The sequence below is a fragment of the Pseudomonas sp. Snoq117.2 genome, from assembly GCF_900110545.1.
GTDB lineage: Bacteria > Pseudomonadota > Gammaproteobacteria > Pseudomonadales > Pseudomonadaceae > Chryseomonas > Chryseomonas benzopyrenica.
Map to the genome: position 1 here is coordinate 595,900 of NZ_FOED01000001.1, position 24,820 is coordinate 620,719.

Annotated in this window: 23 protein-coding genes; 4 read left to right on the top strand and 19 right to left on the bottom strand. The window is 63.1% G+C overall.

Annotated features, from left to right (window positions below; translation table 11 throughout):
- Position 1 precedes the first annotated feature (1 nt).
- From BMZ43_RS03010 to ttcA, 7 genes are all read right to left on the bottom strand, one after another.
- Positions 2–1,228 carry a c-type cytochrome gene (locus BMZ43_RS03010; RefSeq protein WP_093249706.1) on the bottom strand — a complete coding sequence of 409 codons (1,227 nt, stop codon included), beginning with the start codon at positions 1,226–1,228 and terminating at the stop codon, positions 2–4.
- Between the two features lie 281 nt (positions 1,229–1,509).
- Positions 1,510–1,830 carry a hypothetical protein gene (locus tag BMZ43_RS03015; protein ID WP_007159236.1) on the bottom strand — a complete coding sequence of 107 codons (321 nt, stop codon included), beginning with the start codon at positions 1,828–1,830 and terminating at the stop codon, positions 1,510–1,512.
- A gap of 54 nt (positions 1,831–1,884) precedes the next feature.
- Positions 1,885–2,421: a C40 family peptidase gene (locus BMZ43_RS03020; RefSeq protein ID WP_068385323.1), complete on the bottom strand. Its 537-nt coding sequence runs from the start codon at positions 2,419–2,421 to the stop codon at positions 1,885–1,887.
- Between the two features lie 96 nt (positions 2,422–2,517).
- Entirely contained in the window at positions 2,518–3,156 is a 639-nt protein-coding gene (locus tag BMZ43_RS03025; protein ID WP_093249714.1) for a C40 family peptidase, read from the bottom strand.
- Between the two features lie 96 nt (positions 3,157–3,252).
- Positions 3,253–4,017, bottom strand: coding sequence for an NAD-dependent protein deacylase (locus BMZ43_RS03030; RefSeq protein WP_093249721.1), 765 nt, complete (start codon positions 4,015–4,017; stop codon positions 3,253–3,255).
- Complete coding sequence (locus tag BMZ43_RS03035) at positions 4,014–4,685, bottom strand: DNA-3-methyladenine glycosylase I (protein WP_093249725.1); 672 nt, start codon at positions 4,683–4,685, stop codon at positions 4,014–4,016. Before BMZ43_RS03035 ends, BMZ43_RS03030 begins: the two co-directional genes overlap by 4 nt.
- Positions 4,685–5,509 (bottom strand): tRNA 2-thiocytidine(32) synthetase TtcA, encoded by an 825-nt coding sequence (gene ttcA, locus BMZ43_RS03040; protein ID WP_007159241.1) that lies wholly within the window; start codon positions 5,507–5,509, stop codon positions 4,685–4,687. Before ttcA ends, BMZ43_RS03035 begins: the two co-directional genes overlap by 1 nt.
- Positions 5,510–5,606: 97 nt before the next feature.
- Between ttcA and BMZ43_RS03045 the strand changes: the two genes are divergently transcribed.
- Both BMZ43_RS03045 and BMZ43_RS03050 read left to right on the top strand, forming a co-directional pair.
- Positions 5,607–6,233 (top strand): DNA-J related domain-containing protein, encoded by a 627-nt coding sequence (locus tag BMZ43_RS03045; protein ID WP_064306641.1) that lies wholly within the window; start codon positions 5,607–5,609, stop codon positions 6,231–6,233.
- A 207-nt stretch (positions 6,234–6,440) separates the two neighbouring features.
- Positions 6,441–6,935, top strand: a complete 495-nt coding sequence (locus BMZ43_RS03050) for a SprT family zinc-dependent metalloprotease (RefSeq protein ID WP_093249728.1) — start codon at positions 6,441–6,443, stop codon at positions 6,933–6,935.
- A gap of 43 nt (positions 6,936–6,978) precedes the next feature.
- Here the strand turns inward: BMZ43_RS03050 and BMZ43_RS03055 are convergent, their stop codons facing one another.
- On the bottom strand, positions 6,979–7,716 hold the full coding sequence (locus BMZ43_RS03055) for a dienelactone hydrolase family protein (RefSeq protein ID WP_068385307.1): 738 nt from the start codon (positions 7,714–7,716) through the stop codon (positions 6,979–6,981).
- 55 nt (positions 7,717–7,771) lie between these two features.
- On the bottom strand, positions 7,772–9,676 hold the full coding sequence (gene htpG, locus BMZ43_RS03060; RefSeq protein ID WP_093249732.1) for a molecular chaperone HtpG: 1,905 nt from the start codon (positions 9,674–9,676) through the stop codon (positions 7,772–7,774).
- 200 nt (positions 9,677–9,876) lie between these two features.
- On the opposite strand from htpG, the gene BMZ43_RS03065 reads away from it, so the two are divergent.
- A complete protein-coding gene (locus BMZ43_RS03065) occupies positions 9,877–10,158 on the top strand; it encodes a hypothetical protein (RefSeq protein ID WP_007159246.1) in 282 nt (93 codons plus the stop codon).
- 54 nt (positions 10,159–10,212) lie between these two features.
- Here the strand turns inward: BMZ43_RS03065 and brnQ are convergent, their stop codons facing one another.
- The 10 genes from brnQ to sdhC all read right to left on the bottom strand — a co-directional run bounded on the left by brnQ (position 10,213) and on the right by sdhC (position 23,060).
- On the bottom strand, positions 10,213–11,556 hold the full coding sequence (brnQ, locus tag BMZ43_RS03070) for a branched-chain amino acid transport system II carrier protein (protein ID WP_093249735.1): 1,344 nt from the start codon (positions 11,554–11,556) through the stop codon (positions 10,213–10,215).
- A gap of 205 nt (positions 11,557–11,761) precedes the next feature.
- Positions 11,762–12,649, bottom strand: coding sequence for a succinate--CoA ligase subunit alpha (sucD, locus tag BMZ43_RS03075; protein WP_017638886.1), 888 nt, complete (start codon positions 12,647–12,649; stop codon positions 11,762–11,764).
- Positions 12,649–13,815, bottom strand: coding sequence for an ADP-forming succinate--CoA ligase subunit beta (sucC, locus tag BMZ43_RS03080; protein ID WP_064306646.1), 1,167 nt, complete (start codon positions 13,813–13,815; stop codon positions 12,649–12,651). The genes sucD and sucC overlap by 1 nt, the downstream gene beginning before the upstream one ends.
- 207 nt (positions 13,816–14,022) lie before the next feature.
- Positions 14,023–15,459: a dihydrolipoyl dehydrogenase gene (gene lpdA, locus BMZ43_RS03085; protein ID WP_017638888.1), complete on the bottom strand. Its 1,437-nt coding sequence runs from the start codon at positions 15,457–15,459 to the stop codon at positions 14,023–14,025.
- A gap of 80 nt (positions 15,460–15,539) precedes the next feature.
- The gene (gene odhB / locus BMZ43_RS03090; protein WP_093249738.1) at positions 15,540–16,760 is read right to left on the bottom strand and encodes a 2-oxoglutarate dehydrogenase complex dihydrolipoyllysine-residue succinyltransferase; all 1,221 of its coding nucleotides are present in this window, start codon (positions 16,758–16,760) and stop codon (positions 15,540–15,542) included.
- Positions 16,761–16,802: 42 nt separating this feature from the next.
- Positions 16,803–19,634, bottom strand: a complete 2,832-nt coding sequence (locus BMZ43_RS03095; RefSeq protein ID WP_093249742.1) for a 2-oxoglutarate dehydrogenase E1 component — start codon at positions 19,632–19,634, stop codon at positions 16,803–16,805.
- A gap of 185 nt (positions 19,635–19,819) precedes the next feature.
- Entirely contained in the window at positions 19,820–20,524 is a 705-nt protein-coding gene (locus tag BMZ43_RS03100; protein ID WP_017638890.1) for a succinate dehydrogenase iron-sulfur subunit, read from the bottom strand.
- An 11-nt stretch (positions 20,525–20,535) separates the two neighbouring features.
- Complete coding sequence (gene sdhA, locus BMZ43_RS03105; RefSeq protein WP_026083584.1) at positions 20,536–22,308, bottom strand: succinate dehydrogenase flavoprotein subunit; 1,773 nt, start codon at positions 22,306–22,308, stop codon at positions 20,536–20,538.
- 3 nt (positions 22,309–22,311) lie between these two features.
- A complete protein-coding gene (sdhD, locus tag BMZ43_RS03110; RefSeq protein ID WP_017638892.1) occupies positions 22,312–22,680 on the bottom strand; it encodes a succinate dehydrogenase, hydrophobic membrane anchor protein in 369 nt (122 codons plus the stop codon).
- Positions 22,674–23,060 (bottom strand): succinate dehydrogenase, cytochrome b556 subunit, encoded by a 387-nt coding sequence (gene sdhC, locus BMZ43_RS03115; RefSeq protein ID WP_026083585.1) that lies wholly within the window; start codon positions 23,058–23,060, stop codon positions 22,674–22,676. Before sdhC ends, sdhD begins: the two co-directional genes overlap by 7 nt.
- 347 nt (positions 23,061–23,407) lie before the next feature.
- On the opposite strand from sdhC, the gene gltA reads away from it, so the two are divergent.
- Positions 23,408–24,688 (top strand): citrate synthase, encoded by a 1,281-nt coding sequence (gltA, locus tag BMZ43_RS03120; RefSeq protein WP_017638893.1) that lies wholly within the window; start codon positions 23,408–23,410, stop codon positions 24,686–24,688.
- Positions 24,689–24,820: the final 132 nt, after the last annotated feature.

Here is a 24,820-nt window from a genome sequence, read left to right on the forward strand (position 1 = left end):
GCTATTTCTCCGCGTTACGCGCCGCTGCCACATCCTCGGGGCGGATGTCGGCGGCATGACCGCCAAAGCGGCGGCCGATGTAGGTGGCCAGATCGGCGAGCTGCTGATCGCTGAGCAATTCCCGATAGGCTGGCATGAAGGCGTGCTCGCTACGCCCCTGGCGGTCGAGACCGTCGAGCAGGACGCGCACCAGGTTAGTCCCTGTGGGATCGCGCACCACCGAGTAGTTGCTGAAGGACCGCGGATAGGGACCCGCCGGCCCCTGGTCATCCGGTGCGTGACAGCTGGCGCAAGCGGATTGCAGCAAAGCCGCGCTTTCCGCCTCCGCGGCCGTGAGAGGTCCGGCCTCTCCGGGCGGCTGCACCTCGGCGCGCGCCGGGACCGCTCCGGGCTGCGCCGGCAGGGTTCGCAGATAGGCGATCAGGGCACCGAGATCGGCGTCGTCCAGATGACGGGTGCCACCACTTACCACCTCGGCCATGGGCCCGGCCGCCACGGCTTCGCCGCGTTGATGGCCTTCGCGCAGATAGCTGGCCAGCTTGGCATCGCTCCAGCCGCCGAGGCCACGCGGATCCGCGGTGAGATTCCAGGCGGTCCAGCCCTGCTGGGTCGCGCCGGCATAGGCCCGGCCGCTGTCGAGCCCCTGACTCCAGGTCCGCGGGGTATGGCATTCCTGGCAGTGCCCCAGCGCCTCCGCCAGGTAGGCGCCTCGCGCCACCTGCGCATCGGCCGTCGCCGGTAACGGACCTGGCGTGAAGTTGAGCCACTTCCAGCCACGGATCAGCGCGCGCTGGTCGAAGGGAAAGCGCAGCGCATTGGCCGGCGGCGCATAGGGCAGCGGTCGCTGGATCTGCAGGAAGGCGAAGATGGCGGCGACGTCCTCGTCGCTCAACCGGGTAAAGGCGGTATAGGGAAAGGCGGGATAGAGCTGCTCGCCCTCACGCCCCAGCCCGTCATGCAAGGCGCGGCGAAACTCATCCACCGTCCAGTCACCCAGCCCGTGCTGGCGATCCGGGGTGATGTTGCTCGAATAGAGACGACCGAAAGGCGTGTCGAAGGCGACCCCGCCAGCGAAGGGCGCGCCATCCGGGCGGGTATGGCAACCCTGGCAGTTGCCCAGGCGCGTCAGATACTCGCCCCGCGCCAGGGTCGCCTCATCGGCGCCGGCCGATGCGACGCTAGACAGGAGCAGCATCCCCGCCAGCAGGGGCAGGGCAAAGGATCTCATCGGCCCTCCTCGTGAGATCGAACCGGACTGGCGGATGTCGCCGCGGCTTCGCCGTCATCCTAATCGCAGCGGCCAACCGCGGTGGCGTTCACCCCTGGAGGTGAGATGCAGACGACAGTTTCGGCCAGCGCGTCAGCGGCGGCCTTTACATTACCGTGCCGGTCCGGCTGCGTTCTGGCGCGGAATTACCGGATCGCTGACAGCCTCCTTTCCTGATTGCCTACCCTCAGGACAGGAAGGACAAAGACAGCAGATCTAAGCACTTATAGGGGTGGTATTACTTATCGCTTGGGCACGAAGCCATCGGGCTTGGCCGCCAGCCAGTCGACGAATTGGCGGATGCGCGCGTCGCTGAGCAGCAACTCGCGGCTGTTGTATTCCAGGGCCAGGGTCTTTTCGTCGAAGGTCTGGTGGATATGGTTGTGGCAGGGGCGGCAGACCCAGAGGGTGGCGGTGATCCGGCTGACGCGGTCGAATCTCTTGCGCACGTAGGCCTTGTCGTGCAGCGAGCGAGGGATCAGGTGATGGCGGGTGAGCGGCGCCGCCCGACCGCACAGCTCGCAGCGAGCCGGCTGGGGCGGCAGACGTATCGCCTGGGGCATGATGGGCTCCGCATGGGCTGGATACCTATTCGAGCGGCCCGGGCGAAACGGGGTTCAATAGCCGCCGGCGAGACTCGGCGTGACCAGCACCCGCTTGGCCTGCAGGTAGCTGTTCTGCCAGTAGGGTTTGGCCAGGCTGTCCAGGCGTACCGTGCCACCGGTGCGCGGCGCATGGACGAAGCGCCCCTCCCCTACATAGATGCCGGCATGGCTGACCTGACGGCCACCGGCAGTGGCGAAGAAGATCAGATCACCGGGCTGCAGGGCATTGCGCGCCACATTAGGCGAGCCCAGGGTGATCATCTCGCGGGTCGAGCGCGGCAGGGTCACCCCAGCCGCATCGCGATAGACGTAGCCGATCAGGCCGCTGCAGTCGAAACCGCCGGCCGGGGTGTTGCCGCCATAGCGATAGGGGGTGCCGACTAGGCCGATGGCCCGAAAGAGTACATCGTTGGCTGCCTGGGCCTGGCTTTCCAGCAGGGGACGAGAGACGACCGGGGCAGCCGGTGCGGGGGCCTGGGGCGGCCTGCCGGCACAGGCGGCCAGCAGTACAAAGGCGCAATACAATCCGAGGCGAGCCGCATGCGGCATTGGAGACATCCTTAGTTATCCATCGATCACCGTCGGCCTGCCACGCAGCCTCGACGGGTCCTCGAAGCGCACCGGCGAAGATCGCGGCGATACGCCTCAGCGCAATACGCGCTTGCCTTCCAGGAAACTCACCTTCCAGTACTGGTCGTTCAGGCTGTCCACCCGCACCCCGCCGCTCCGGCGACTGGAGGAATGGATGAACTTGCCTTCGCCCATGTAGATACCGGTGTGACTGACCCGGCCACGGCCGTTGCTATTGAACAGCAACAGATCGCCAGGTTCCAGATCGTTCTTGCTGACTACCGGTACTTCGAGATCGATGATCTCGCGGGTGGAGCGCGGCAGGGTCATGCCGGCGCGCTCGCGAAAGACGTAATTGACGAAACCACTGCAATCGAAACCGGCCAGGGTGCTGCCGCCGCGGCGATAGGGCGTACCCACCAGTTGGGTGGCACGATTGAGGATCTGGTCCGCCAGATTCGGCAGCGCCTGACGTGGGCCGACCTCGCGCTCCCAGTCGAGCTGATGCGGCGACTGGGTATGGGGAAAGACCGGACGTTGCTGAGCACCCTCGGTCTCCACGGGCACTGAGCCATTGCCAGCGCCACCCAGGCCATGCAGCGAAGCGGTCTGGAACGTCCGGGAGGTAGCGGCCGAATCCTGGGTAATGGTGGTGTCGGGACTTTGCGGCGCACTCGCACAGGCGGCGAGCAGACAGACAAAAGACAGGGGCACGAGGGGTGCGAGGCGGTTCCTTGGCATGGGCACGACCGTGTCGTTTTTTCAAAGTTTCGACACCTTGCCGACCTGGATCACAGATGGCAAGTTTTTTTAGCCCTCGATGTGACTCAAAAGCCGAGGAAGGACGTCTACGGCCCTTTTTTTGAGTTGAACGGTCGCCAAGCCGCTCAGCGACGAACGGTCCGGATTGATCTCGATGAGGTCACCACCCTGCGCCAGGGTCTGCCCGATCGGCGCCTGGATATAGCCGAAGGCAGCCGTGGTGCCGACGGCGATCACCAGATCGAAGCCCTCCTCCGCTGCATCCTGCAGACGCTGCAGTTCGGTGATCGGCAGGGCTTCCTCGAACAGGACCACGGGTGGCCGCAGGATCCCGCCGCAAGAGTGACAGCGCGGTGGCAACGGACCTGCCAGGTAATCCTGAGCCTCCTCGACGGCCTGCGCGCAACTCATGCAGGCGAGCGGCTCCAGTTGTCCGTGGATCTCGATCAGCCGCTCCGATGGAAAACCCGACTGCCGATGAAAGCCGTCGATGTTCTGTGTCAGTACCCAGCTGCCGGGACGCCGAATGCCGAAATCGGTGATCGCCTGGTGCGCCGCATTGGGCACGGCCGCGGCGCAGGCGCGGCCGAGTTGCGCCAGGTAGCGCCAGCAGAGCTCCGGGCGCTGCCGGAGCATGCTGCCCGAAAGAGCCGCCTCGATGGGGATGCCTTCCTCGGTAAGGCCGTTGTACAGCCCACCCAGGCCACGATAGGTCGGCACGCCCGAGTCGGCGGACAGCCCTGCCCCGGTGATGAACAGCACCCGCCCGGCCCGTTCGAGCAGGCCTTGAGCGCGCGTCAGGGCATCACTCAATGATTCACCGTCAGAGCCAGCATCACCGACAGCTGGCAGAGCGGACGCCCGCTCTGTTCCTGCCAGAGGTTGAAGGCCTCCTGAATCTTCTGCCGATCGCGCTTGGCGGTGGGCGCCTTGTCGAGGATGTTCTGCGCCTTGAGGGCCGTTACCACGTCGTCGGTCGCCAGGAAGGTGTCCTTGCCGGCCATGCGCAGGAAGCGCTGCGCCGACAGGCCACCCAACTGATTGCCACGCTTGGTCAGCAGCTCCCACAGGCCGACGATGTCCTGCCCCGGCCAATCGGCCAGCAACTGGCCGAAGCTGCCGTGGCTGCGCTGGAAATCGAGCACCATCTGAGCGTTGATGGGCACGCTACGCAGCTTGCCCAGGTGGCGGATCAGCCGCGCATCCTGCATCAACCGCTCCAGGCGTTCGCCGCCCATGAGCACCACCTTCTCCGGATCGAAGCCGAAGAAGACCTCCTCGAAGGCCGGCCACTTGGCATCCACCAGGCTGTGCTTGAGCCCGGCGCGAAAGATGCGGCGAGTCAGCAGCGACAGATAGCGGTCATCGCCCACGGACCTCAGGGTCGCGGCGTCCACCGGTTGCGGCAGCCGCGCCTCCAAGGCCGCGCGGGAGCCGCAGCGGTTGAGAGCGTATTCGAGCAGCCAGGCGTAATCCCGCATCAGAGATTCATCACCTGGACGAAGCGCGGCGTCGCGCTGTCATCGATCTTGAGACTGGCGAAGTCGAACAGCTCGCGATCCGCCAATTGCGACGGCACCACGTTCTGCAGGGCGCGGAACATGATCTCGGTACGCCCCGGCGTCTTGCGCTCCCACTCCAGCAGCATCTCCTTGACCACCTTGCGCTGCAGGTTTTCCTGGGAGCCGCAGAGGTTGCAGGGAATGATGGGGAATTCGCGCAAGACCGCGTAGGCCTCGATGTCCTTTTCGTTGCAATAGGCCAGCGGGCGGATCACCACGTTGCGGCCGTCATCGGCCCGCAGCTTAGGGGGCATGGCCTTGAGCGTGCCGCCATGGAACAAATTGAGGAAGAAGGTTTCTACCATGTCGTCGCGATGATGGCCCAGCGCCATCTTGGTCGCACCGATCTCGTCGGCGAAGGTGTAGAGGATGCCCCGCCGCAGGCGCGAGCACAGCGAACAGGTGGTCTTGCCCTCGGGGATCTTTTCCTTCACCACGGAATAGGTATCACGTTCCAGAATGTGGTACTCGACTCCCAGTTCCTTCAGGTACTGAGGTAAAACGTGCTCAGGAAAGCCCGGCTGCTTCTGGTCGAGGTTGACCGCCACGATCTCGAAGCGAATCGGCGCGACCTTCTGCAGATAGAGCAGCATGTCGAGCAGGGTGTAGCTGTCCTTGCCACCGGACAGGCAGACCATGACCTTGTCGCCGTCCTCGATCATGTTGTAGTCGGCGATGGCTTCGCCGGTAAGACGGCGCAGGCGTTTCTGCAGCTTGTTCTGGTTGACCGAAAGGGTGCCCATGGATGAATCCGCGAAAGGAAAAAACGAAAGGCCGGCATTTTACGCGCAAAGCGTCCGCCGCCCTACCCCGAACGTCAGTCCGCAGCGACCGGCAGCCATGAGCGAGACCCAGGCGCTCATGACAGCGCTCCATCAGGAACTGCTCCGGGCCAAGTCCGGCCTGTCGGAATACGAGTTGCTGCAGGCCTTGCGTCGGGCGGGGTCGCCCCTGGTGCCCCCGCGCCCGGTGACCGACAACTACGAACTCTTCCGCCTGCACTTTCGCGTCTTCAACGCGCTCTACCGCCTGCGTGACCAACTGCGCGCCGAACAGCGCGCCGAACTCATCATCAGCGCCCTGCGCATCGAACTGCGGCCCTACCTGCGTGCCCGTGCCGGGCTGGTGGTGGCCGATCCGTTGCGCGCCTACTACCTGGATCTCACCCAGCTCGAAACCACCACCCCGGAAGACGTGGCCGATCTGCTCAATCACTTCTGGGCGCTGGTCAATGGCGAGTCGGAACTGCTGGAAGCCCTGCGCCTGCTAGGCCTGGATCGCTCGGCCGACTACGGCCAGATCCGCCGCCGCTATCGCCAGCTCGCCAGCCGTCATCATCCCGATCACGGCGGCAGCACCGGCCGGCTACAAGCCATCAACGCGGCCATGGATACGCTACGGCGGCACTACGGTCACCAGCCGACCGCGGACGCTAGGTTCAGTCCGAAAAGTGCCTGCACTCGGTGATGCTTCGTTGAAAAAGGCCTGGATCGCCAGCCCGGTCGGAATGCTCATTTACTGCCCGTAACTCGTACGCGAGCCCGGTCCGCTTCCTTAGCCTTTTTCGCGCGGCCGCCCAGGCCTCGCCTGACCATCGCTCGTCGACTTTTCGTACAGAACCTAGGGCGCAGGTACGAGCTTCGGCATAATTGCCCGGTTCCCCAGAGGTTGCCCATGCCTGAACCACTCAGAGACCGGGTCGAAGACTGCTATCGCCAGGCCGAGGCCTTCTTCAAATGCCGCTTTCCTCGTCCCGAGGTCAGCCTGGCCTTGCGTGGCCAGCGCGCAGGCGTTGCCCATCTCACCGAGAATCGGCTGAGATTCAACAAGCAGCTCTATCAGGAAAATACCGTCCACTTTCTCGAACAGACCGTCGCTCACGAGGTGGCACATCTGGTGGCGCATCAGCTGTTCGGTGGCCGTATCAGGCCTCATGGCGAGGAGTGGCAGCTAATCATGCGGGGCGTCTATGGCTTGCCGCCGGATCGCTGCCATACCTATGAGCTGCCACAGCGCGCCCGAACGCTCTATCTATATCGCTGCAATTGCCCGGATGGTCGCTTCGAGTTCACCGCCCAGCGGCACGCCCTGGTACGCAAGGGACGGCGCTATCTGTGCCGACGCTGCCATGGACCGCTGGCCTTCACCGACGAAGTGATCAGCGGCTGAGCCTGCCAGACCCGTTCCGGGTACCGGCAGGCAGGGAAAGCACTCAGCCCTGGGCGAAGACTTCGTCGAACAGGTTGTGCATCGCCAGGAAGGCGCGCTTGGCCACAACCGGGTGGTACTGCTGCTTGCCCGGATTATTGGCTTCGGGATCGGTGAAGGAATGCACCGCGCCGCCATAGCTCAGCAACTGCCAATCCACCTGGGCGGCATCCATTTCCTGGCGGAAGCCAGCGAGCTGCTCGTCAGGCACCATGGGATCGGCGGCGCCGTGCAGCACCAGCACCGGACCGGTGATACGCGCCGCATCGGCCGGGTTGGGCGTATCCAGATTGGCGTGGAAGGTCACCACGGCGCTCAGCGGGGCCCCGTCGCGCGCCAGTTCCAGAGCCGCGCAGCCGCCAAAACAGAAGCCGATAGCAGCGATCTGGTGGACGTCCACCGCCGCCGTCTCAGCCTGGGCGACCAGGGCCGCATAGGCTGCCTGCATGCGCTGGCGCAGCAGGGCGCGATCGCCGCGGATCGGCGTCATGGCCGCCAGGGCCTCGTCGGCGTTCTGCGGACGCACATTGCGACCGTAGAAATCCACTACCAGGTAAGCCAGGCCGTCGGCCTCGGCCAGCGCCTTGGCCTGCTCGACGGCGCCATGGGACACCCCCATCCAGTTGGGTGCAAACAATACGCCCGGACGGGTCGGATTACCGCTGGTGGCGTACACCAGCTGGCTCTCGAACGGTTCACCATCGATTTCGTAGGCAACGGGTTTTACAGTGACATCGACCATGGGGTCCTCCAAAGGGTGGATAGAAAGAAGCCCGCCGAGGCGGGCTTCTCTATCTTTAAGCGGACAATTCCACCAGCAGTTTGTTTAACCGGCGGACATAGGCGGCGGGATCCTTGAGGCTATCGCCCGCGGCCAGTGCAGCCTGATCGAACAGGATGTGCGACAGGTCGGCGAAGCGATCCTCATCGGGCTCGCCATCGAGTTTCTCGATCAGCGGGTGCTGCGGATTGATCTCGAAGATCGGCTTGGAGTCCGGCGCCTTCTGGCCGCTGGCTTCCAGGATCCGGCGCATCTGCAGACCCAGGTCCTGCTCACCGATGGCCAGGATCGCCGGCGAATCGGTCAGACGATGGGAAACGCGGACTTCGCTGACCTGGGCGTCCAGGGCCTGCTTGAGACGCTCGACCAGGCCTTCCTTGGTCTTGGCGACCTCTTCCTGGGCCTGCTTGTCTTCTTCGCTGTCCAGCTTGCCGAGGTCGAGATCGCCACGAGCGACGTCAACGAAGTGCTTGCCGTCGAATTCGGTGAGGTAGCTCATCAGCCACTCGTCGATGCGATCGGTCAGCAGCAGCACCTCGACACCCTTCTTGCGGAAGACTTCCAGGTGCGGGCTGTTCTTGATCTGGGCGTGGCTCTCGCCAGTCAGGTAGTAGATCTTGTCTTGACCTTCCTTCATGCGGCCGATGTAGTCGGCCAAGGACACGTTCTGAGCGTCATCGCTGTTGTGGGTCGAGGCGAAGCGCAGCAGACCGGCGATTTTCTCGCGGTTGGCGAAGTCTTCCGCCGGACCTTCCTTGAGCACCTGACCGAAGTGGCCCCAGAACGACTGGTACTTTTCCGGTTCGCTCTTGGCCAGCTTCTCCAGCATGTCCAGCACGCGCTTGGTCAGCGCCGACTTCATGGAGTCGATCACCGGATCCTTCTGCAGGATCTCGCGGGAGACGTTCAACGACAGGTCGTTGGAATCCACCACACCCTTGATGAATCTCAGGTACAGCGGCAGGAACTGGTCGGCCTGGTCCATGATGAAGACGCGCTGCACATAGAGCTTGAGACCCTTGGGCGCTTCGCGCTGATACAGATCGAAGGGCGCACGGGCCGGCACGTATAGCAGCGAGGTGTATTCGAGCTTGCCCTCGACCTTGTTGTGGCTCCAGGTCAGGGGGTTCTCGAAGTCATGACCGACGTGCTTGTAGAACTCCTGGTAGTCCTCGTCCTTGAGTTCGGTACGCGGACGGGTCCAGAGCGCGCTGGCGCGGTTGACGGTTTCCCACTCGGCGGCGGTCGGCTGCTCGTCTTCGCCACCCTGCTGCTCCTTGGGCAGCTCGATGGGCAGGCCGATGTGGTCGGAGTATTTCTTGACCACGTTGCGCAGGCGCCAGCCATCGGCGAATTCGGTTTCCTCGGGCTTGAGGTGCAGCACGATGCGGGTACCGCGCTCGGGCTTGTCGACGTTCGCGACCTCGAACTCCCCTTCCCCCTTGGACGACCAGTGCACGCCCTCGGCGGCAGGCTGGCCGGCACGGCGGGTATAGACATCCACCTGGTCGGCGACGATGAAGGCCGAATAGAAGCCCACGCCGAATTGACCGATGAGGTTGGAATCCTTCTTCTGGTCGCCGCTGAGGTTCTTCAGGAAGTCGGCGGTGCCGGACTTGGCGATGGTGCCGAGGTGGGCGATCACCTCTTCGCGGCTCATGCCGATGCCGTTGTCTTCGAGGGTGACCGTGCCGGCCTCCTTGTCGAAGCTCAGGCGAATCCTCAGCGTATCCCCGCCTTCGAGCAGTTCGGGCTTGGACAAGGCCTCGAATCTGAGCTTGTCGGCCGCGTCGGAGGCGTTGGAAATCAATTCGCGCAGGAAGATTTCCTTGTTGGAATACAGCGAGTGAATCATCAGGTGAAGCAGCTGCTTCACTTCGGTCTGGAAGCCTAGGGTTTCCTTTTGAGTCTCCACACTCATGCTACGAACTCCGCTATCGATAGGAACGCACCAGATGCCTGGCGATGTCGCCGAGATGGGGGCGCCCGGAGACATTTCAACCTTGGCGCGCTCGGTTCGCGATGCAGGTAGGAATTTGCACGATGCCTGAGCTAGACGCGGAACTTAACTTTTAACGGTGCGCTCGAACGGCTGTCGTGTAGTTCATAAGGAGAAAACACATGAAAAAGCCCTTCGCCATCGCCCTGCTCTTCACTGCCGCCTTCGGCCTCGCCGCCTGTGACAAGCCTTCCGAAAACAAGGCTCAGGATGCTGCCAAGACCGAACAGAAAGCTCAGGAAAACCTGAACAAAGCCGCCGAGCAGAGCAACAAGGCTGCCGAGCAGCGTAACGAAGCCGCCAACGAGGCCGCCAAGGAGCAATCCAAAGGCGAAGCCACCTCGGTCAGCCCGGCTACCGGTACCGCCAACGGCAACGCGCCGGCTACCCAGCCCAAGCCGTAAGCTGTCTGGATACGAAAAAAGCCCGCTGCTGCGGGCTTTTTTGTGGGCGCTGATTCAGGAGCGCGAAGGATCCGGTTCGGCCTCGTCCTCTTGGACGCGTTCGCCAGGCCGCAGGCTTTCCAGCGCTAGGGCGACCAGGCCCACCACCACGGCCGGCAACAGCCAGCCCAGGCCCGAGTCGGCCAGCGGCAACCACTGCACGGCCCCGCTCAGATAGGGCACGCTCAGGCGTGCAGCCTGCAGGCCGTCGAGGATGCCGAAGGCCAGGGCGACCAGCAGCACCGGGCCGAGAATGCGTCCAGGCGCCGCCCAGCGGGCGGTGAAGAAGCTCAGCACCACCAGCGCGATGCACGGCGGATAGATGGCGGTCAGGATCGGCACCGAAATCTGGATCAGCTGGGTCAGCCCCAGGTTGGACACCAGCAGCGAGAAGGCCGCCAGCAGAACCACCAGGCTGCGATAGCTGAAGGGCAGGAATTCACTGAAGAATTCCGCGCACGCGCAGGTCAGCCCCACCGCCGTGACCAGACAGGCCAGGGTAATCAGCACCGCGAGAAAGTCGCTGCCGACACTGCCGAAGGTGTGCTGCACATAGGCATGCAGGACCTCGGCGCCATTGCTGGCGTGGGGCACCAGCGACCCGCTGCCAGCGCCGAGCTGGAACAGGCTCAGGTAGACCAGCACCAGCCCTGCCCCGGCGATCAGGCCGGCGATGATGGTATAGCGCGTCAGCAATTGCGGCGCCGTCACGCCCCGGGCGCGAATGGCGTTGACGATGACGATACCGAACACCAGGGCGCCCAGGGTATCCATGGTCAGGTAGCCGTTGACGAAGCCCTGGGACAGCGCCCGCGAAGCATAGTCCGGCGCTGCCGCGGCAGGACCGCCGGCTGGCCAGAACAGCGCCGCACCACCCAGCACTGCCAGCGCCAGGATCTTCAGCGGACCGAGAAAGCGTCCCACGGTGTCGAGCAGGCGCCCCGGATAGAGCGAGACCACCAGCACCACCAGGAAGTAGGCCAGGCTGTAGAGGAACAGCGGTATGGGTCCGTTGCCCAGCAGCGGCGCGACGCCGACCTCGAAGGACACCGTGGCGGTGCGCGGCGTGGCGAACAGCGGCCCCACCGACAGGTAGCAGACGATGGCCAGGGTGCGGGCGGCCGTCTGGCCGAGCGGCTTGCTCAGGGCATCCATGCCACCGCCGACCCGCGCCAGGGCGATCAGCGTCAGCACCGGTAGGCCGACGGCGGTCAGCAGGAAGCCCAGGGCAGCGCTCCAGACGTGCTCGCCCGCCTGCAGACCGACGATCGGGGGAAAGATGATGTTGCCCGCGCCGACGAACAACGCGAACGTCATGAATCCAAGGGCCAGGACATCCCGGCTTTGCAAAGCTTTCATGGAAGGCAGTACCAGCAATGAGGAAAACGAGGCAGCCCGCCCTCATGGGAGCAGGTCTTGGCGGGGCCACGGCGTGGCCGTTGGAGCGGAAGGTTGCCATCCTAACGAATTACCGGCGAAAAGGCAGCCGGCAGCTGATGAGGCGTCATGAGCGCGCCCATGAAAAAGGCCGCCCGGAGGCGGCCTTTTCTACAGTCAGTCAGACTCAGGCCTGCTTGACTTCCCAACCGGTCAGCTCGGCCAGGGCCTTGCCGATGTCGGCCAGGGACCGCACGGTCTTCACACCGGCGTCCTGCAGGGCAGCGAACTTCTCGTCCGCAGTGCCCTTGCCACCGGAAATGATGGCGCCAGCGTGGCCCATGCGCTTGCCGGGCGGAGCGGTGACGCCGGCGATATAGGACACCACCGGCTTGGTCACGTTGGCCTTGATGTAGGCCGCGGCTTCTTCTTCAGCGCTGCCGCCGATCTCGCCGATCATCACGATGGCTTCGGTCTGCGGATCTTCCTGGAACAGCTTCAGGATATCGATGAAGTTCGAACCCGGGATGGGGTCGCCGCCGATGCCCACGCAGGTGGACTGGCCGAAGCCGGCGTCGGTGGTCTGCTTCACGGCTTCATAGGTCAGGGTGCCGGAACGCGACACGATACCGACCTTGCCCGGCAGGTGAATGTGACCGGGCATGATGCCGATCTTGCACTCGCCGGGGGTGATGACGCCGGGGCAGTTCGGGCCGATCAGGCGCACGCCCAGTTCGTCGCACTTCACCTTGGCATCCAGCATGTCCAGGGTGGGGATACCCTCGGTGATGCAGACGATCAGCTTGATGCCGCCGAAGGCCGCTTCCAGGATGGAGTCCTTGCAGAAGGGAGCCGGCACGTAGATCACCGAAGCATCGGCGCCAGTGGCTTCCACCGCCTCGCGCACGGTGTTGAACACCGGCAGACCGAGGTGGGTAGAACCGCCCTTGCCGGGGGTCACGCCGCCAACCATCTGGGTGCCGTAGGCGATGGCCTGTTCGGAGTGGAAGGTACCCTGGCTACCGGTGAAGCCCTGGCAGATGACCTTGGTGTCTTTGTTGATCAGGACGCTCATTACTTACCCTCCGCGGCCTTGACGACCTGCTGGGCAGCGTCGGTCAGGCTGGTTGCCGCGATGATGTTCAGGCCGCTTTCGGCCAGGACCTTGGCACCGAGTTCGGCGTTGTTGCCTTCCAGGCGAACCACGACCGGCACCTTCACGCCAACTTCTTTAACGGCACCGATGATGCCTTCGGCGATCATGTCGCAGCGCACGATGCCGCCGAAGATGTTGACCAGAACGGCCTTCACGTTGCTGTCGGACAGGATGATCTTGAAGGCTTCGGTCACGCGCTCTTTGGTCGCGCCGCCGCCCACGTCCAGGAAGTTGGCCGGCTTGCCGCCGTGCAGGTTGACGATGTCCATGGTACCCATGGCCAGACCGGCACCGTTGACCATGCAGCCGATGCTGCCTTCCAGGGCCACGTAGTTCAGTTCCCACTTCTGCGCATGGGCTTCACGGGCGTCGTCCTGCGACGGGTCGTGGAAGGCACGCAGCTTGGGCTGACGGTAGATGGCGTTGCTGTCGATGTTGATCTTGGCATCCAGGCAGTGCAGGTTGCCATCCTTCTTGATCACCAGCGGGTTCACTTCCAGCAGCGCCAGGTCGTAGTCCTGGAACAGCTTGGCCAGACCGACGAAGATCTGGGTGAACTGCTTGATCTGGTCACCTTTCAGGCCCAGCTGGAACGCCAGGTCGCGACCCTGGTAGGGCTGAGCGCCCACCAGCGGATCGATGGTGGCCTTCAGAATCTTTTCCGGAGTGTCGTGAGCGACCTTCTCGATGTCCACGCCACCTTCGGTGGACGCCATGAACACGATACGGCGGCTGGAACGATCGACCACGGCGCCCAGATAGAGCTCCTGATCGATGTCGGTGCAGGATTCAACCAGGATCTTGGTGACCGGCTGACCGTTGGCGTCGGTCTGGTAGGTCACCAGACGCTGGCCCAGCCACTTGGCGGCGAATTCCTTGGCCTCTTCCTTGCTCTTGACCAGCTTCACACCACCGGCCTTACCACGGCCACCGGCATGTACCTGGGCCTTGACGACCCACTCGTCGCCGCCGATACGGCCGCAAGCCTCGTAGGCCTCCTGGGGGGTGTCGACAGCGTAGCCTTTGGAAACGGGCAGGCCGTATTCAGCGAACAGCTGCTTACCCTGATACTCGTGGAGATTCATGCTTGTCTACCGTCTTCGTTGGGTATTGCGCATTCGACGCTGTGCGTTCTCCGAGCCGTCCTCCGGACGGTCGCGGGCACCGCGCCACCTGTGACCCCTGCCCTAGTGGGGCGTCTCACACCCCACTCACAAGAGTCCGAGGCGCCTTCCTGCGGTGGAGCCCTGAGGCTCCACGGCGGTCGGCAACCCCGTGGTTCCGTAAATCTCTTACCGCTTCTTGCGATTCACTGCGTGGATCGCATGACCGTTCACCGCCAGGGCCGCTTCGTGCAGCGCCTCGGACAACGTCGGGTGCGAGAACACCATCATGCCCAGGTCTTCGGCGCTGGTGCCGAATTCCATGGCGATGGCGCCTTGCTGTACCAGCTCCGCCGCGCTCGGGCCGACCACATGGACGCCCAGGACGCGATCGGTCTTGGCATCGGCCACGACCTTGACGAAACCGGCGGTGTCATTGGCCGCCAGGGCACGACCGCTGACCGCGAAGGGGAAGGTGCCGACATTGACTTCGACGCCTTCGGCCTTCAGGGCCTGCTCGGTCTTGCCGACCCACGCGATTTCCGGGTGGGTGTAGATCACCGAGGGGACCAGATCATAGTTCATCTGGGCCTTGTGACCAGCGATGCGCTCGGCGACCATCACGCCCTCTTCCGAGGCCTTGTGGGCCAGCATCAGACCGCGCACGCAGTCGCCGATGGCGAACACGCCCGGCACGCTGGTGGCGCAGTGGTCGTCGACGTAGATGTAGCCACGCTCGTCGCTTTCCACGCCGCTGTCGGACGCCAGCAGGTCGGTGGTCACCGGACGACGGCCCACGGCAACGATCAGGCGATCGAAGGTGATCTGCTTTTCTTCACCGGCTTCGGTGTAGTTGACGGTGACTTCTTCGCCATTGACCTGCGAGCCGGTCACACGAGCACCCATGCGGATGTTCAGACCCTGCTTGGAGAGGATCTTGTAGGCTTCCTTGGACACCTGCTCATCGGCGGCGACCAGGAACTTGTCCAGGGCCTCCAGCACGGTGACTTCGGCACCCAGGCGGGCCCAGACCGAACCCAGCTCCAGGCCGATGACGCCGGCACCGATCACGCCCAGACGCTTGGGCACGCTCTGGAATTCCAGGGCGCCGGTGGAATCGACGATGACCTTCTGGTCCACCGGAGCCGGCGGGATGTCGATGGGACGCGAGCCGGACGCCAGGATGACGTTTTCGGCCTCGACGACCTGGACGTTGCCGTCCAGACCGGTGACTTCGACCTTCTTGCCCGACAGCAGCTTGCCGTTGCCTTCCAGCAGGGTCACGCCGTTGGCCTTGAACAGGGTGGCCACGCCGCCGGTGAGGTTCTTCACGATCTGGTCCTTGCGGCCGATCATGGTGGGCACGTCGATGGTGACGTTCGGCGCGTCGATGCCGTGAACCTTAAAGCCCTCGTGGGCCTCGTGGTACTTGTAGGAGCTGTCCAGCAGCGCCTTGGAGGGAATGCAGCCCACGTTCAGGCAGGTGCCGCCCAGGGCGACCTTGCCTTCCTTGCCCTTGTAGCGCTCGACACAGGCCGTCTTCAGGCCAAGCTGCGCGGCGCGGATGGCGGCCACGTAGCCACCAGGGCCGGCGCCGATCACCACTACGTCGAATTTGTCGCTCATACACTAATCCCCTTGGAGCAGCTTCAGGCAGGAAAACTTGAAGCGGTGCGTGGCCCCTGCCCCGCACCGCGAGAGCCGGATCAGATGTCCAGCAGCAGACGAGCCGGGTCTTCCAGCAGGTCCTTCATGGTGACCAGGAAGGTCACGGCTTCCTTGCCATCGATCAGGCGATGGTCGTAGGACAGCGCAAGATACATCATCGGCAGGATCACCACCTGGCCGTTCACCGCCATCGGACGTTCCTGGATCTTGTGCATGCCCAGGATCGCGGTCTGCGGCGGGTTGACGATGGGAGTGGACAGCAGCGAACCGAAGACACCACCGTTGGAGATGGTGAAGGTACCACCCTGCATGTCTTCCATGGTCAGCTTGCCGGCCTTGGCCTTCTTGCCGAAGTCGGCGATGGTGCCTTCCACTTCCGCCAGGCTCATGAACTCGGCGTTACGCAGCACCGGCACCACCAGGCCACGGTCGCTGGACACGGCCACGCCGATGTCCTGGTAGCCGTGGTAGACGATGTCGTTGCCGTCGATGGAGGCATTGACGCCCGGCTGACGCTTGAGCGCCTCGGTGGCGGCCTTGACGAAGAAGGACATGAAGCCCAGGCGCACGCCGTTGTGCTTCTTCTCGAACATGTCCTTGTACTTGGAGCGCAGGTCCATGATCGGCTTCATGTTGACCTCGTTGAAGGTCGTCAGCATGGCCATGCTGGACTGGGCTTCAACCAGGCGCTCGGCGACCTTGGCGCGCAGGCGGGTCATGGGCACGCGCTTCTCGGTGCGGTCGCCAGCGGCGGTCACCACCGGAGCGGCGGCGGCAGCGGGCTTGGCAGCCGGAGCGGCAGCGCCGGACTTCTTGGCCTCGACAGCGGCGACGGCGTCTTCCTTGGTGATGCGACCACCCTTGCCGGTGCCGACCAGGGTAGCCGGGTCGATGCCGTTCTCTTCGGCGATCTTGCGCGCGGCAGGCGCCAGGATCGGATCCTCTTCAGCACCGGCGGCCGGTGCGGCGGCCGGAGCGCTGGCGGCAGCCGGCTGGGCAGCCGGAGCGGCGGCGGCAGTGGCGCCCTCCTCCACGCGAGCGATGACTTCTTCGCTCAGCACGGTATCGCCTTCGTTCTTCAGGATTTCGGCCAGGACGCCATCGGCCGGTGCCACGACTTCCAGCACGACCTTGTCGGTTTCGATGTCGACCAGCAGTTCGTCACGCTTGACTGCTTCGCCGGGCTTCTTGTGCCAGGTGGCGACGGTGCCGTCAGCGACCGATTCCGGGAAGGTAGGGGCTTTGATCTCGATAGCCATTCTATGAATTTCCTTAGTGATCTCTAGTAGTCGCGTGGCGAATCAAACGGAGAAAGCATCGTGCAGCAGTTTTTCCTGCTGCTCGGCGTGCATGGAGGCATAGCCGCAGGCCGGCGCGGCGGACGCATCGCGACCGGCGTATTCCAGACCCAGGCCCTGCTTGTAACCGGACACGGCGCGGCGCATGTGATGCTGGCTGCAGTACCAGGCGCCCTGGTTCATCGGCTCTTCCTGGCACCAGACCACGCGCTCGAGGTTCGGATAGCCGGCCAGTACGTCGGCCAGATCGTCTTCCGGGAACGGGTAGAGCTGCTCCAGACGCACGATGGCGATGTCCTGGCGATTCTCGCTGCGGCGCTTTTCCAGCAGGTCGTAGTAGACCTTGCCGCTGCACAGCACCAGGCGCCTCACCTGCTGGGCATCGATCTGATCCAGCTCGTTGATCACGGTCTGGAAGGAGCCATGGGCCAGGTCTTCCAGGGTCGAGATGGCCAGCTTGTGGCGCAGCAGCGACTTGGGCGTGAGCACCACCAGCGGCTTGCGCAGCGGGCGGATCACCTGGCGACGCAAGAGATGGTAGATCTGCGCCGGCGTGGTGGGTACACAGACCTGGATGTTCTGCTCGGCGCACAGTTGCAGATAACGCTCCAGACGTGCCGAGGAGTGCTCCGGGCCCTGGCCTTCGTAGCCATGGGGCAGCAGCATGGTCAGGCCGCAGAGACGACCCCACTTGATCTCGCCGCTGGTGATGAACTGGTCGATGACGACCTGGGCACCGTTGGCGAAGTCACCGAACTGGGCTTCCCAGACCACCAGCGCATTGGGCGTGGTGGTGGCGTAGCCGTATTCGAAGCCCAGTACCGCTTCCTCGGACAGGAAGGAGTCGTAGATCTCGAACGACGGCTGATTCTCGGCCAGGTGCTGCAGGGGCACGTAGGGTACGGCGTCCTTCTGGTTGTGCAGCACCGCGTGACGGTGCGAGAAGGTGCCACGGCCGACATCCTGACCGGTGATGCGGATCGGATGGCCTTCGTGCAACAGGGTGGCGTAGGCCATGGTCTCGGCGAAGCCCCAGTTCAAAGGCAGACCGCCGGCGGTCATCTTCTGGCGATCTTCGAGGATCTTGCCGACCTGACGCTGGACCACGACGCCTTCCGGAACCTGCAGCAGCTTGTTGGCCAAATCCTGCAGGGTCTTGAGGTCGAAGCCGGTGTCGTGCCGGGCGGTCCAGGCATGGCCGAGGTAGGGTTTCCAGTCGACGAACAGGTCGCGATTGGGCTCCTTGACCAAGCTGGCCACGACGTGACGGCCCTCGTCAAGGGCACCGCGATAGGCTTCGAACTGTGCCTGGACCTGCTCGGCAGTGACCACGCCGGCCTGGGTCAGGGCATCCGCATAGAGATCGCGGGTGGTGCGCTGCTTGGCGATCTGCTGATACATCAACGGCTGGGTGCCGCTCGGCTCGTCGGCCTCGTTGTGGCCGCGACGGCGGTAGCACACCAGGTCGATGACGATGTCACGCTTGAACTGCATGCGGTAGTCGACTGCCAGCTGGGTGACGAACAGCACCGCCTCGGGATCGTCGCCGTTCACATGGAAGATCGGCGCCTGGATCATCTTGGCGACATCGGTGGCGTACTCGGTAGAGCGCGCGTCTTCCTGGCGGTTGGTGGTGAAGCCCACCTGGTTGTTGATCACGAGGTGCAGGGTGCCGCCGGTCTTGTAGGCCCGGGTCTGCGACATCTGGAAGGTTTCCATGACCACGCCCTGGCCGGCGAAGGCGGCGTCGCCGTGGATGGCCACGGGCACGACCTTGTCACCGGAGCGATCGCCGCGGCGATCCTGGCGCGCGCGTACCGAACCTTCCACCACCGGAGAGACGATCTCCAGGTGCGAGGGGTTGAACGCCAGCGCGAGGTGGACTTCGCCGCCCTGGGTCATGACGTTGGAGGAGAAGCCCTGGTGATACTTGACGTCACCGGAGCCCAGCTCGACCAGCTTCTTGCCTTCGAATTCGTCGAACAGGTCGCGCGGATTCTTGCCCAGGGTATTGACCAGCACGTTCAGGCGGCCACGGTGGGCCATGCCGATCACCAGTTCCTTGACCCCATAGGAGCCGGAACGCTGGATGATCTCGTCGATCAGCGGAATCAGACTCTCGCCGCCTTCCAGGCCGAATCTCTTGGTGCCCGGGTATTTGGTGCCCAGGTACTTCTCCAGACCCTCGGCGGCGGTAAGGCGCTCCAGCAGATGGGTACGGACTTCCGGCGAATACTGCGGGCGGCCACGGACGCTTTCCAGGCGCTGCAGGAACCAGCGGCGCTCCTCGGAATCGACGATGTGCATGAACTCCGCACCGACCGTGCGGCAATATGTCTCTTGCAGCGCATCCCTGATTTCGCGGAGAGTTGCTTCCTCTTTGCCGATGAACAATTCACCGGTACGGAAGGTGGTATCCAGATCGGCGTCGGTCAACCCATAGTGGTTGAGCAGCAGATCGGCAGGCGGCTGACGCTGCCACAGACCCAAGGGGTCGAGTTGGGCAGCCTGATGACCCTGCAGACGGTACGCCTGGATCAGACGCAGGACTTCGACCTGCTTCTTCTCGTGTTCGGAACTGACGGTACCGGCCGAGACCGGCTGAGCTCGCCGCTGATTCTTGCCCAGCAGCACGAAATGGTCGCGGATCGCGGAATGCGCGACGTCCGGCGAATTGCCAGTGACCGCGGGAAGCTTCTGGAAGTAGGTGCGCCATTCTTCCGGCACAGCGTTGGCATCGTGCAGAAACAGCTCATAGAGCTCTTCCACATAGGCAGCATTACTGCCGGACAGGTGAGCGCTGTCCCACAGTTGCTGCATCTGACTTTCGTGCATCTAGTTCACCCCTTCGGCAGAGATAGCATCAGCCGATGACCAGCCTCGACGCGAGACCTGGCCTCACTACGACTGCGCCAATGCCCGGATGCGGTTCCGGGTATCCCTGAATGGACATTGGTTGAATCAAGCTATCAAGGTCGCTAACGAACCCGCCCGGCACAACTGGCCGGGCGGGACGTGGATCAGGTACCGCTCTGCAGCAGCATCGCCCGTACATGGCCAATGGCCTTGGTCGGGTTCAGCCCCTTGGGACAGACCGCCACGCAGTTCATGATCGAACGGCAGCGGAACACGCTGAACGGATCGTCCATGGCGGCCAGACGCTCCTGGGTCTTGGTGTCGCGACTGTCGGCCAGGAAGCGATAGGCCTGCAGCAGCGCAGCGGGGCCGAGGAACTTGTCGGGATTCCACCAGAAGGACGGGCAGGACGTCGAGCAGCAGGCGCACAGAATGCACTCGTACAGACCATCGATCTTCTCGCGGTCTTCCGGGCTCTGCAGGCGCTCGATGGCCGGTGCCGGGGTCTCGTTCTGCAGGAACGGCTTCACCTTCTCGTACTGCTTGTAGAAGATGCTCATGTCGACGACCAAGTCACGAATGACCGGCAGGCCAGGCAGCGGACGCACGACCAGCTTGCCGTTCTTGACCACCGCCGACAACGGCGTGATGCATGCCAGGCCGTTCTTGCCGTTGATGTTCATACCGTCGGAGCCGCACACGCCTTCGCGGCAGGAACGACGGTAGGAGAAGCCTTCATCCTGCTCTTTGATCAGAGCCAGGACGTCCAGCACCATGAGATCCTTCCCACCGGTATCGACCTGGAACTCCTGCATGGACGGCAGGCCGTCCTGATCCGGGTTGTAACGATAAACGCTGACTTTCAACATGGTGGTCACCTTTAGTAAGTCCGAACCTTGGGTTCGAACATCGGTACGGTCTTGGGCGCGAAGTTGACGTCACGCTTACTGACCCGCTTTTCACCGGGGAAATAGAGGGTGTGGCACAGCCAGTTCTCGTCGTCGCGCTCTTCGAAGTCTTCACGGGCGTGAGCACCACGGGACTCCTTGCGGTTCTCGGCGGCGATGGCGGTCGCTTCGGCCACTTCGAGCAGGTTCTGCAACTCGAGCGCTTCGATACGGGCGGTGTTGAAGCCCTGACTCTTGTCGTTGATCTTGACCTTGGCGATGCGCTCGCGCAGGTCGGCCAGCTCGGCGATGCCCTTCTGCATGTACTCGCCGGTGCGGAACACCCCAAAGTAGTTCTGCATGCAGGTCTGCAGTTGCTTGCGCAGGGTGGCGACGTCGTCACCGGTGGTGCGCTCGTTGACGCCGGACAGGCGCTGCAGCGAGGCTTCCAGATCGCTTTCCGAAGCACCGCGGTGCTCGATACCTTCCTTGAGCGCCTTCTCCAGGTGCAGACCAGCGGCACGCCCGAAGACCACCAGGTCCAGCAGCGAGTTGCCACCCAAACGGTTGGCCCCGTGCACGGACACGCAGGCCACTTCGCCTACGGCGAACAGGCCTTCGATGATCTTGTCGTTGCCGTTGGCGTCCTGGGTGATGGCCTGGCCATGAATGTTGGTGGCGATGCCGCCCATCATATAGTGGCATGTGGGGATCACGGGCACCGGTGCGACGACCGGATCGACATGGGCGAAGGTCTTGGACAGTTCGCAGATACCGGGCAGACGGCTGTGCAGCACGTCTTCACCCAGGTGATCCAGCTTCAGCAGCACATGATCGCCATCCGGACCGCAACCGTTGCCGGCCAGCACTTCCTTGACCATGGAACGGGCGACCACGTCGCGACCGGCCAGGTCCTTGGCGTTGGGCGCATAGCGCTCCATGAAGCGCTCGCCATGCTTGTTGATCAGGTAGCCACCCTCACCGCGGCAACCCTCGGTGACCAGTACCCCGGCGCCGGCGATGCCGGTGGGGTGGAACTGCCACATCTCGATGTCCTGCACCGGCACGCCAGCGCGCAGCGCCATGCCGACGCCGTCACCGGTGTTGATCAGGGCGTTGGTGGTGGAGGCATAGATACGGCCCGCACCGCCGGTGGCCAGCACGGTGGCCTTGGCCTTGACGTAGACGGTCTCGCCGGTTTCGATGGCGATGGCGATGACGCCGACCACGACACCATCCTGGTTCTTGACCAGATCCACGGCGTACCACTCGTTGAGGAACACCGTGTTGTTCTTCAGGTTGCCCTGATAGAGGGTGTGCAGCAGAGCGTGACCGGTACGGTCGGCCGCGGCGCAGGTACGTGCGGCCTGGCCACCCTTGCCGTAGTCCTTGGACTGACCGCCGAAGGGACGCTGATAGATGCGGCCCTGCTCGGTACGGGAAAACGGCAGACCCATGTGCTCGAGTTCGAAGACCGCTTCCGGGCCCACGGAACACATGTACTCGATGGCGTCCTGGTCACCGATGTAGTCCGACCCCTTGACGGTGTCGTACATGTGCCAGCGCCAGTCGTCGTTCGGGTCGGCCGAAGCGATGGCACAGGTAATGCCGCCCTGAGCGGACACGGTATGGGAGCGGGTCGGGAAAACCTTGGTGATCACCGCGGTCTTGTGGCCGGACTGGGCCAGTTGCAGGGCGGCGCGCATACCGGCGCCGCCGCCACCTACGATGATGGCATCAAACGAAATATGACGAATTGTGGACATAGATCAAACACCCCAGAAGATCTGCACGCCCCAGACGAAGAACGCGAACATCGCGAACCCGCATACCGCCTGGAAGAGAAAACGCACGGCGGTAGCACCCTTGCCGATTGCCATGGTGGTCAGGTAGTCGGTGGAGATGGTCCACATACCAACCCAGGCATGAACGCAGATGGACACCAGCGCCAACAGGCTGAAGATGCGCATCAGGGTGTGGGAGAACAGGCCGTGCCATTGCTCGAAGGTGAGCCCTGGATGAAGGATCAGGAAGCCGATGAGAAAGAGGAAGTAGACCGCGAGGACGACTGCCGAGACCCGTTGAGCCATCCAGTCGTAGAGACCGGAACGCGAAAGATTGGTGACGTTGGTTACCATACCCAAACCCCTGCCAGAATGATCAGAACTGCGGAAATGACCAGCACGAGCTGCGCACCCAGCTTGCCGCCCTGCAGGGTTTCGCCGGCGCCACCATCCATGATCAGGTGCCGAATGCCGGCGACCAGGTGGTAGAGCAATGCGGACAGCAGACCCCAGATCACAAGCTTGACCAGCGGATAGGCCAGAAAAGCTTTCACTTGGCCGAAGCCTTCCGGGCTACCCAGCGACAGATGCAGGCCATAGAGCATGACTGCGATGCCGAGGAAGAGGATGACGCCGGAGATACGGTGAAGAATCGAGGTATAAGCTGTGATAGGTAGTTTGATGGTCCTGAGATCTAGGTTTACAGGTCGTTTGCTATTCACGGCTTCTTTCACACTGAGGGCCCAATTACGGTCGGGCTAGTTATAGGAGATTCCACATCTGCTACACGCTTCCTGTTGAAAGCGTCTCGACCGCTCGGCATCAGCTCGCCGACCCGGCACGGTCGGGCGAGAATTATAGACAGTTAGCCTACTCATGACAAACGCGGATACCCGATCCCGACGTCGCCAGCTGATATTCAGAAGCCTGCGTGTTAATGTCTTTTCGCCGCACAATCTGCCCAGAAAGCGCCTCTAGGGTGATATTTTCGTAAATTGACTTTCAAATTTATCCCTCTATAGTGGGCGAGGCCCTGAGTGGAGGGTTTATTGATGATTTCAAAGCAAAATAAGGAGGCCTAATGGCTGACAAGAAAGCGCAGTTGATCATCTCGGGAGCGGATCCGGTTGACCTGCCCGTTATGTCCGGCACCCTCGGCCCGGACGTGATCGATGTTCGCAACCTCACCTCCACTGGTGTGTTCACCTTCGACCCGGGCTTCATGTCCACTGCCTCGTGCGAGTCCAAGATCACCTACATCGACGGTGACAAGGGCATCCTGCTGCATCGTGGCTACCCGATCGAGCAATTGGCGGAGAAATCCGACTACCTCGAGACCTGTTACCTGCTGCTCAAGGGTGAGTTGCCGAACGCGCAAGAAAAAGCGCAGTTCGTTGACACCATCAAGAACCACACCATGGTTCACGAGCAACTGAAGAACTTCTTCAACGGCTTCCGTCGCGATGCGCATCCCATGGCCATCATGTGCGGCGTAGTCGGCGCCTTGTCGGCCTTCTATCACGACTCCCTAGACATCACCGATCCGCAGCACCGCGAGATTTCGGCGATGCGCCTGATCGCCAAGATGCCGACCCTGGCCGCCATGGTGCACAAGTACTCCATGGGTCAGCCGATGATGTATCCCCGCAACAACCTGGGCTATGCGGAAAACTTCCTGCACATGATGTTCAACACCCCGTGCGAGGAAAAACCCATCAGCCCAGTGCTGGCCCGTGCCATGGATCGCATCTTCATCCTGCATGCCGACCATGAGCAGAACGCCTCCACCTCCACCGTTCGCCTGGCCGGCTCTTCGGGCGCCAACCCCTTCGCCTGCATCGCTGCCGGCATTGCCGCCCTCTGGGGTCCGGCGCATGGTGGTGCCAACGAAGCCGTGCTGAAGATGCTGGACGAGATCGGCGATGTCGCCAACATCGACAAGTTCGTGGCCAAGGCCAAGGACAAGAACGATCCGTTCAAGCTGATGGGCTTCGGCCACCGTGTCTACAAGAACTTCGATCCCCGCGCCACGGTGATGAAGCAGACCTGCGACGAAGTCCTGGCCGAGCTCGGCATCAACGATCCGCAACTGGAACTGGCCATGCGCCTGGAAGAACTGGCCCGCAAGGACCCCTACTTCGTCGAGCGCAACCTCTATCCGAACGTGGACTTCTACTCTGGCATCATCCTCAAGGCGATCGGTATTCCGACCAGCATGTTCACCGTGATCTTCGCCATGGCGCGGACCGTTGGCTGGATCTCGCATTGGCAGGAAATGCTGTCCGGCCCCTACAAGATCGGCCGGCCGCGCCAGCTGTACACCGGCGTTGCCCAACGTGATATCTCGGACGATCGCGGCTGATCGATCCGTAAAGAAGAACCCCGCTTCGGCGGGGTTTTTTATGCCTGCAGTGCCTGGATCTACGTCTGACGCCAAGAACGTCAGGCATGAAAAAGCCCGCACTAGGCGGGCTTTTTCACGTCTGGATCAGGC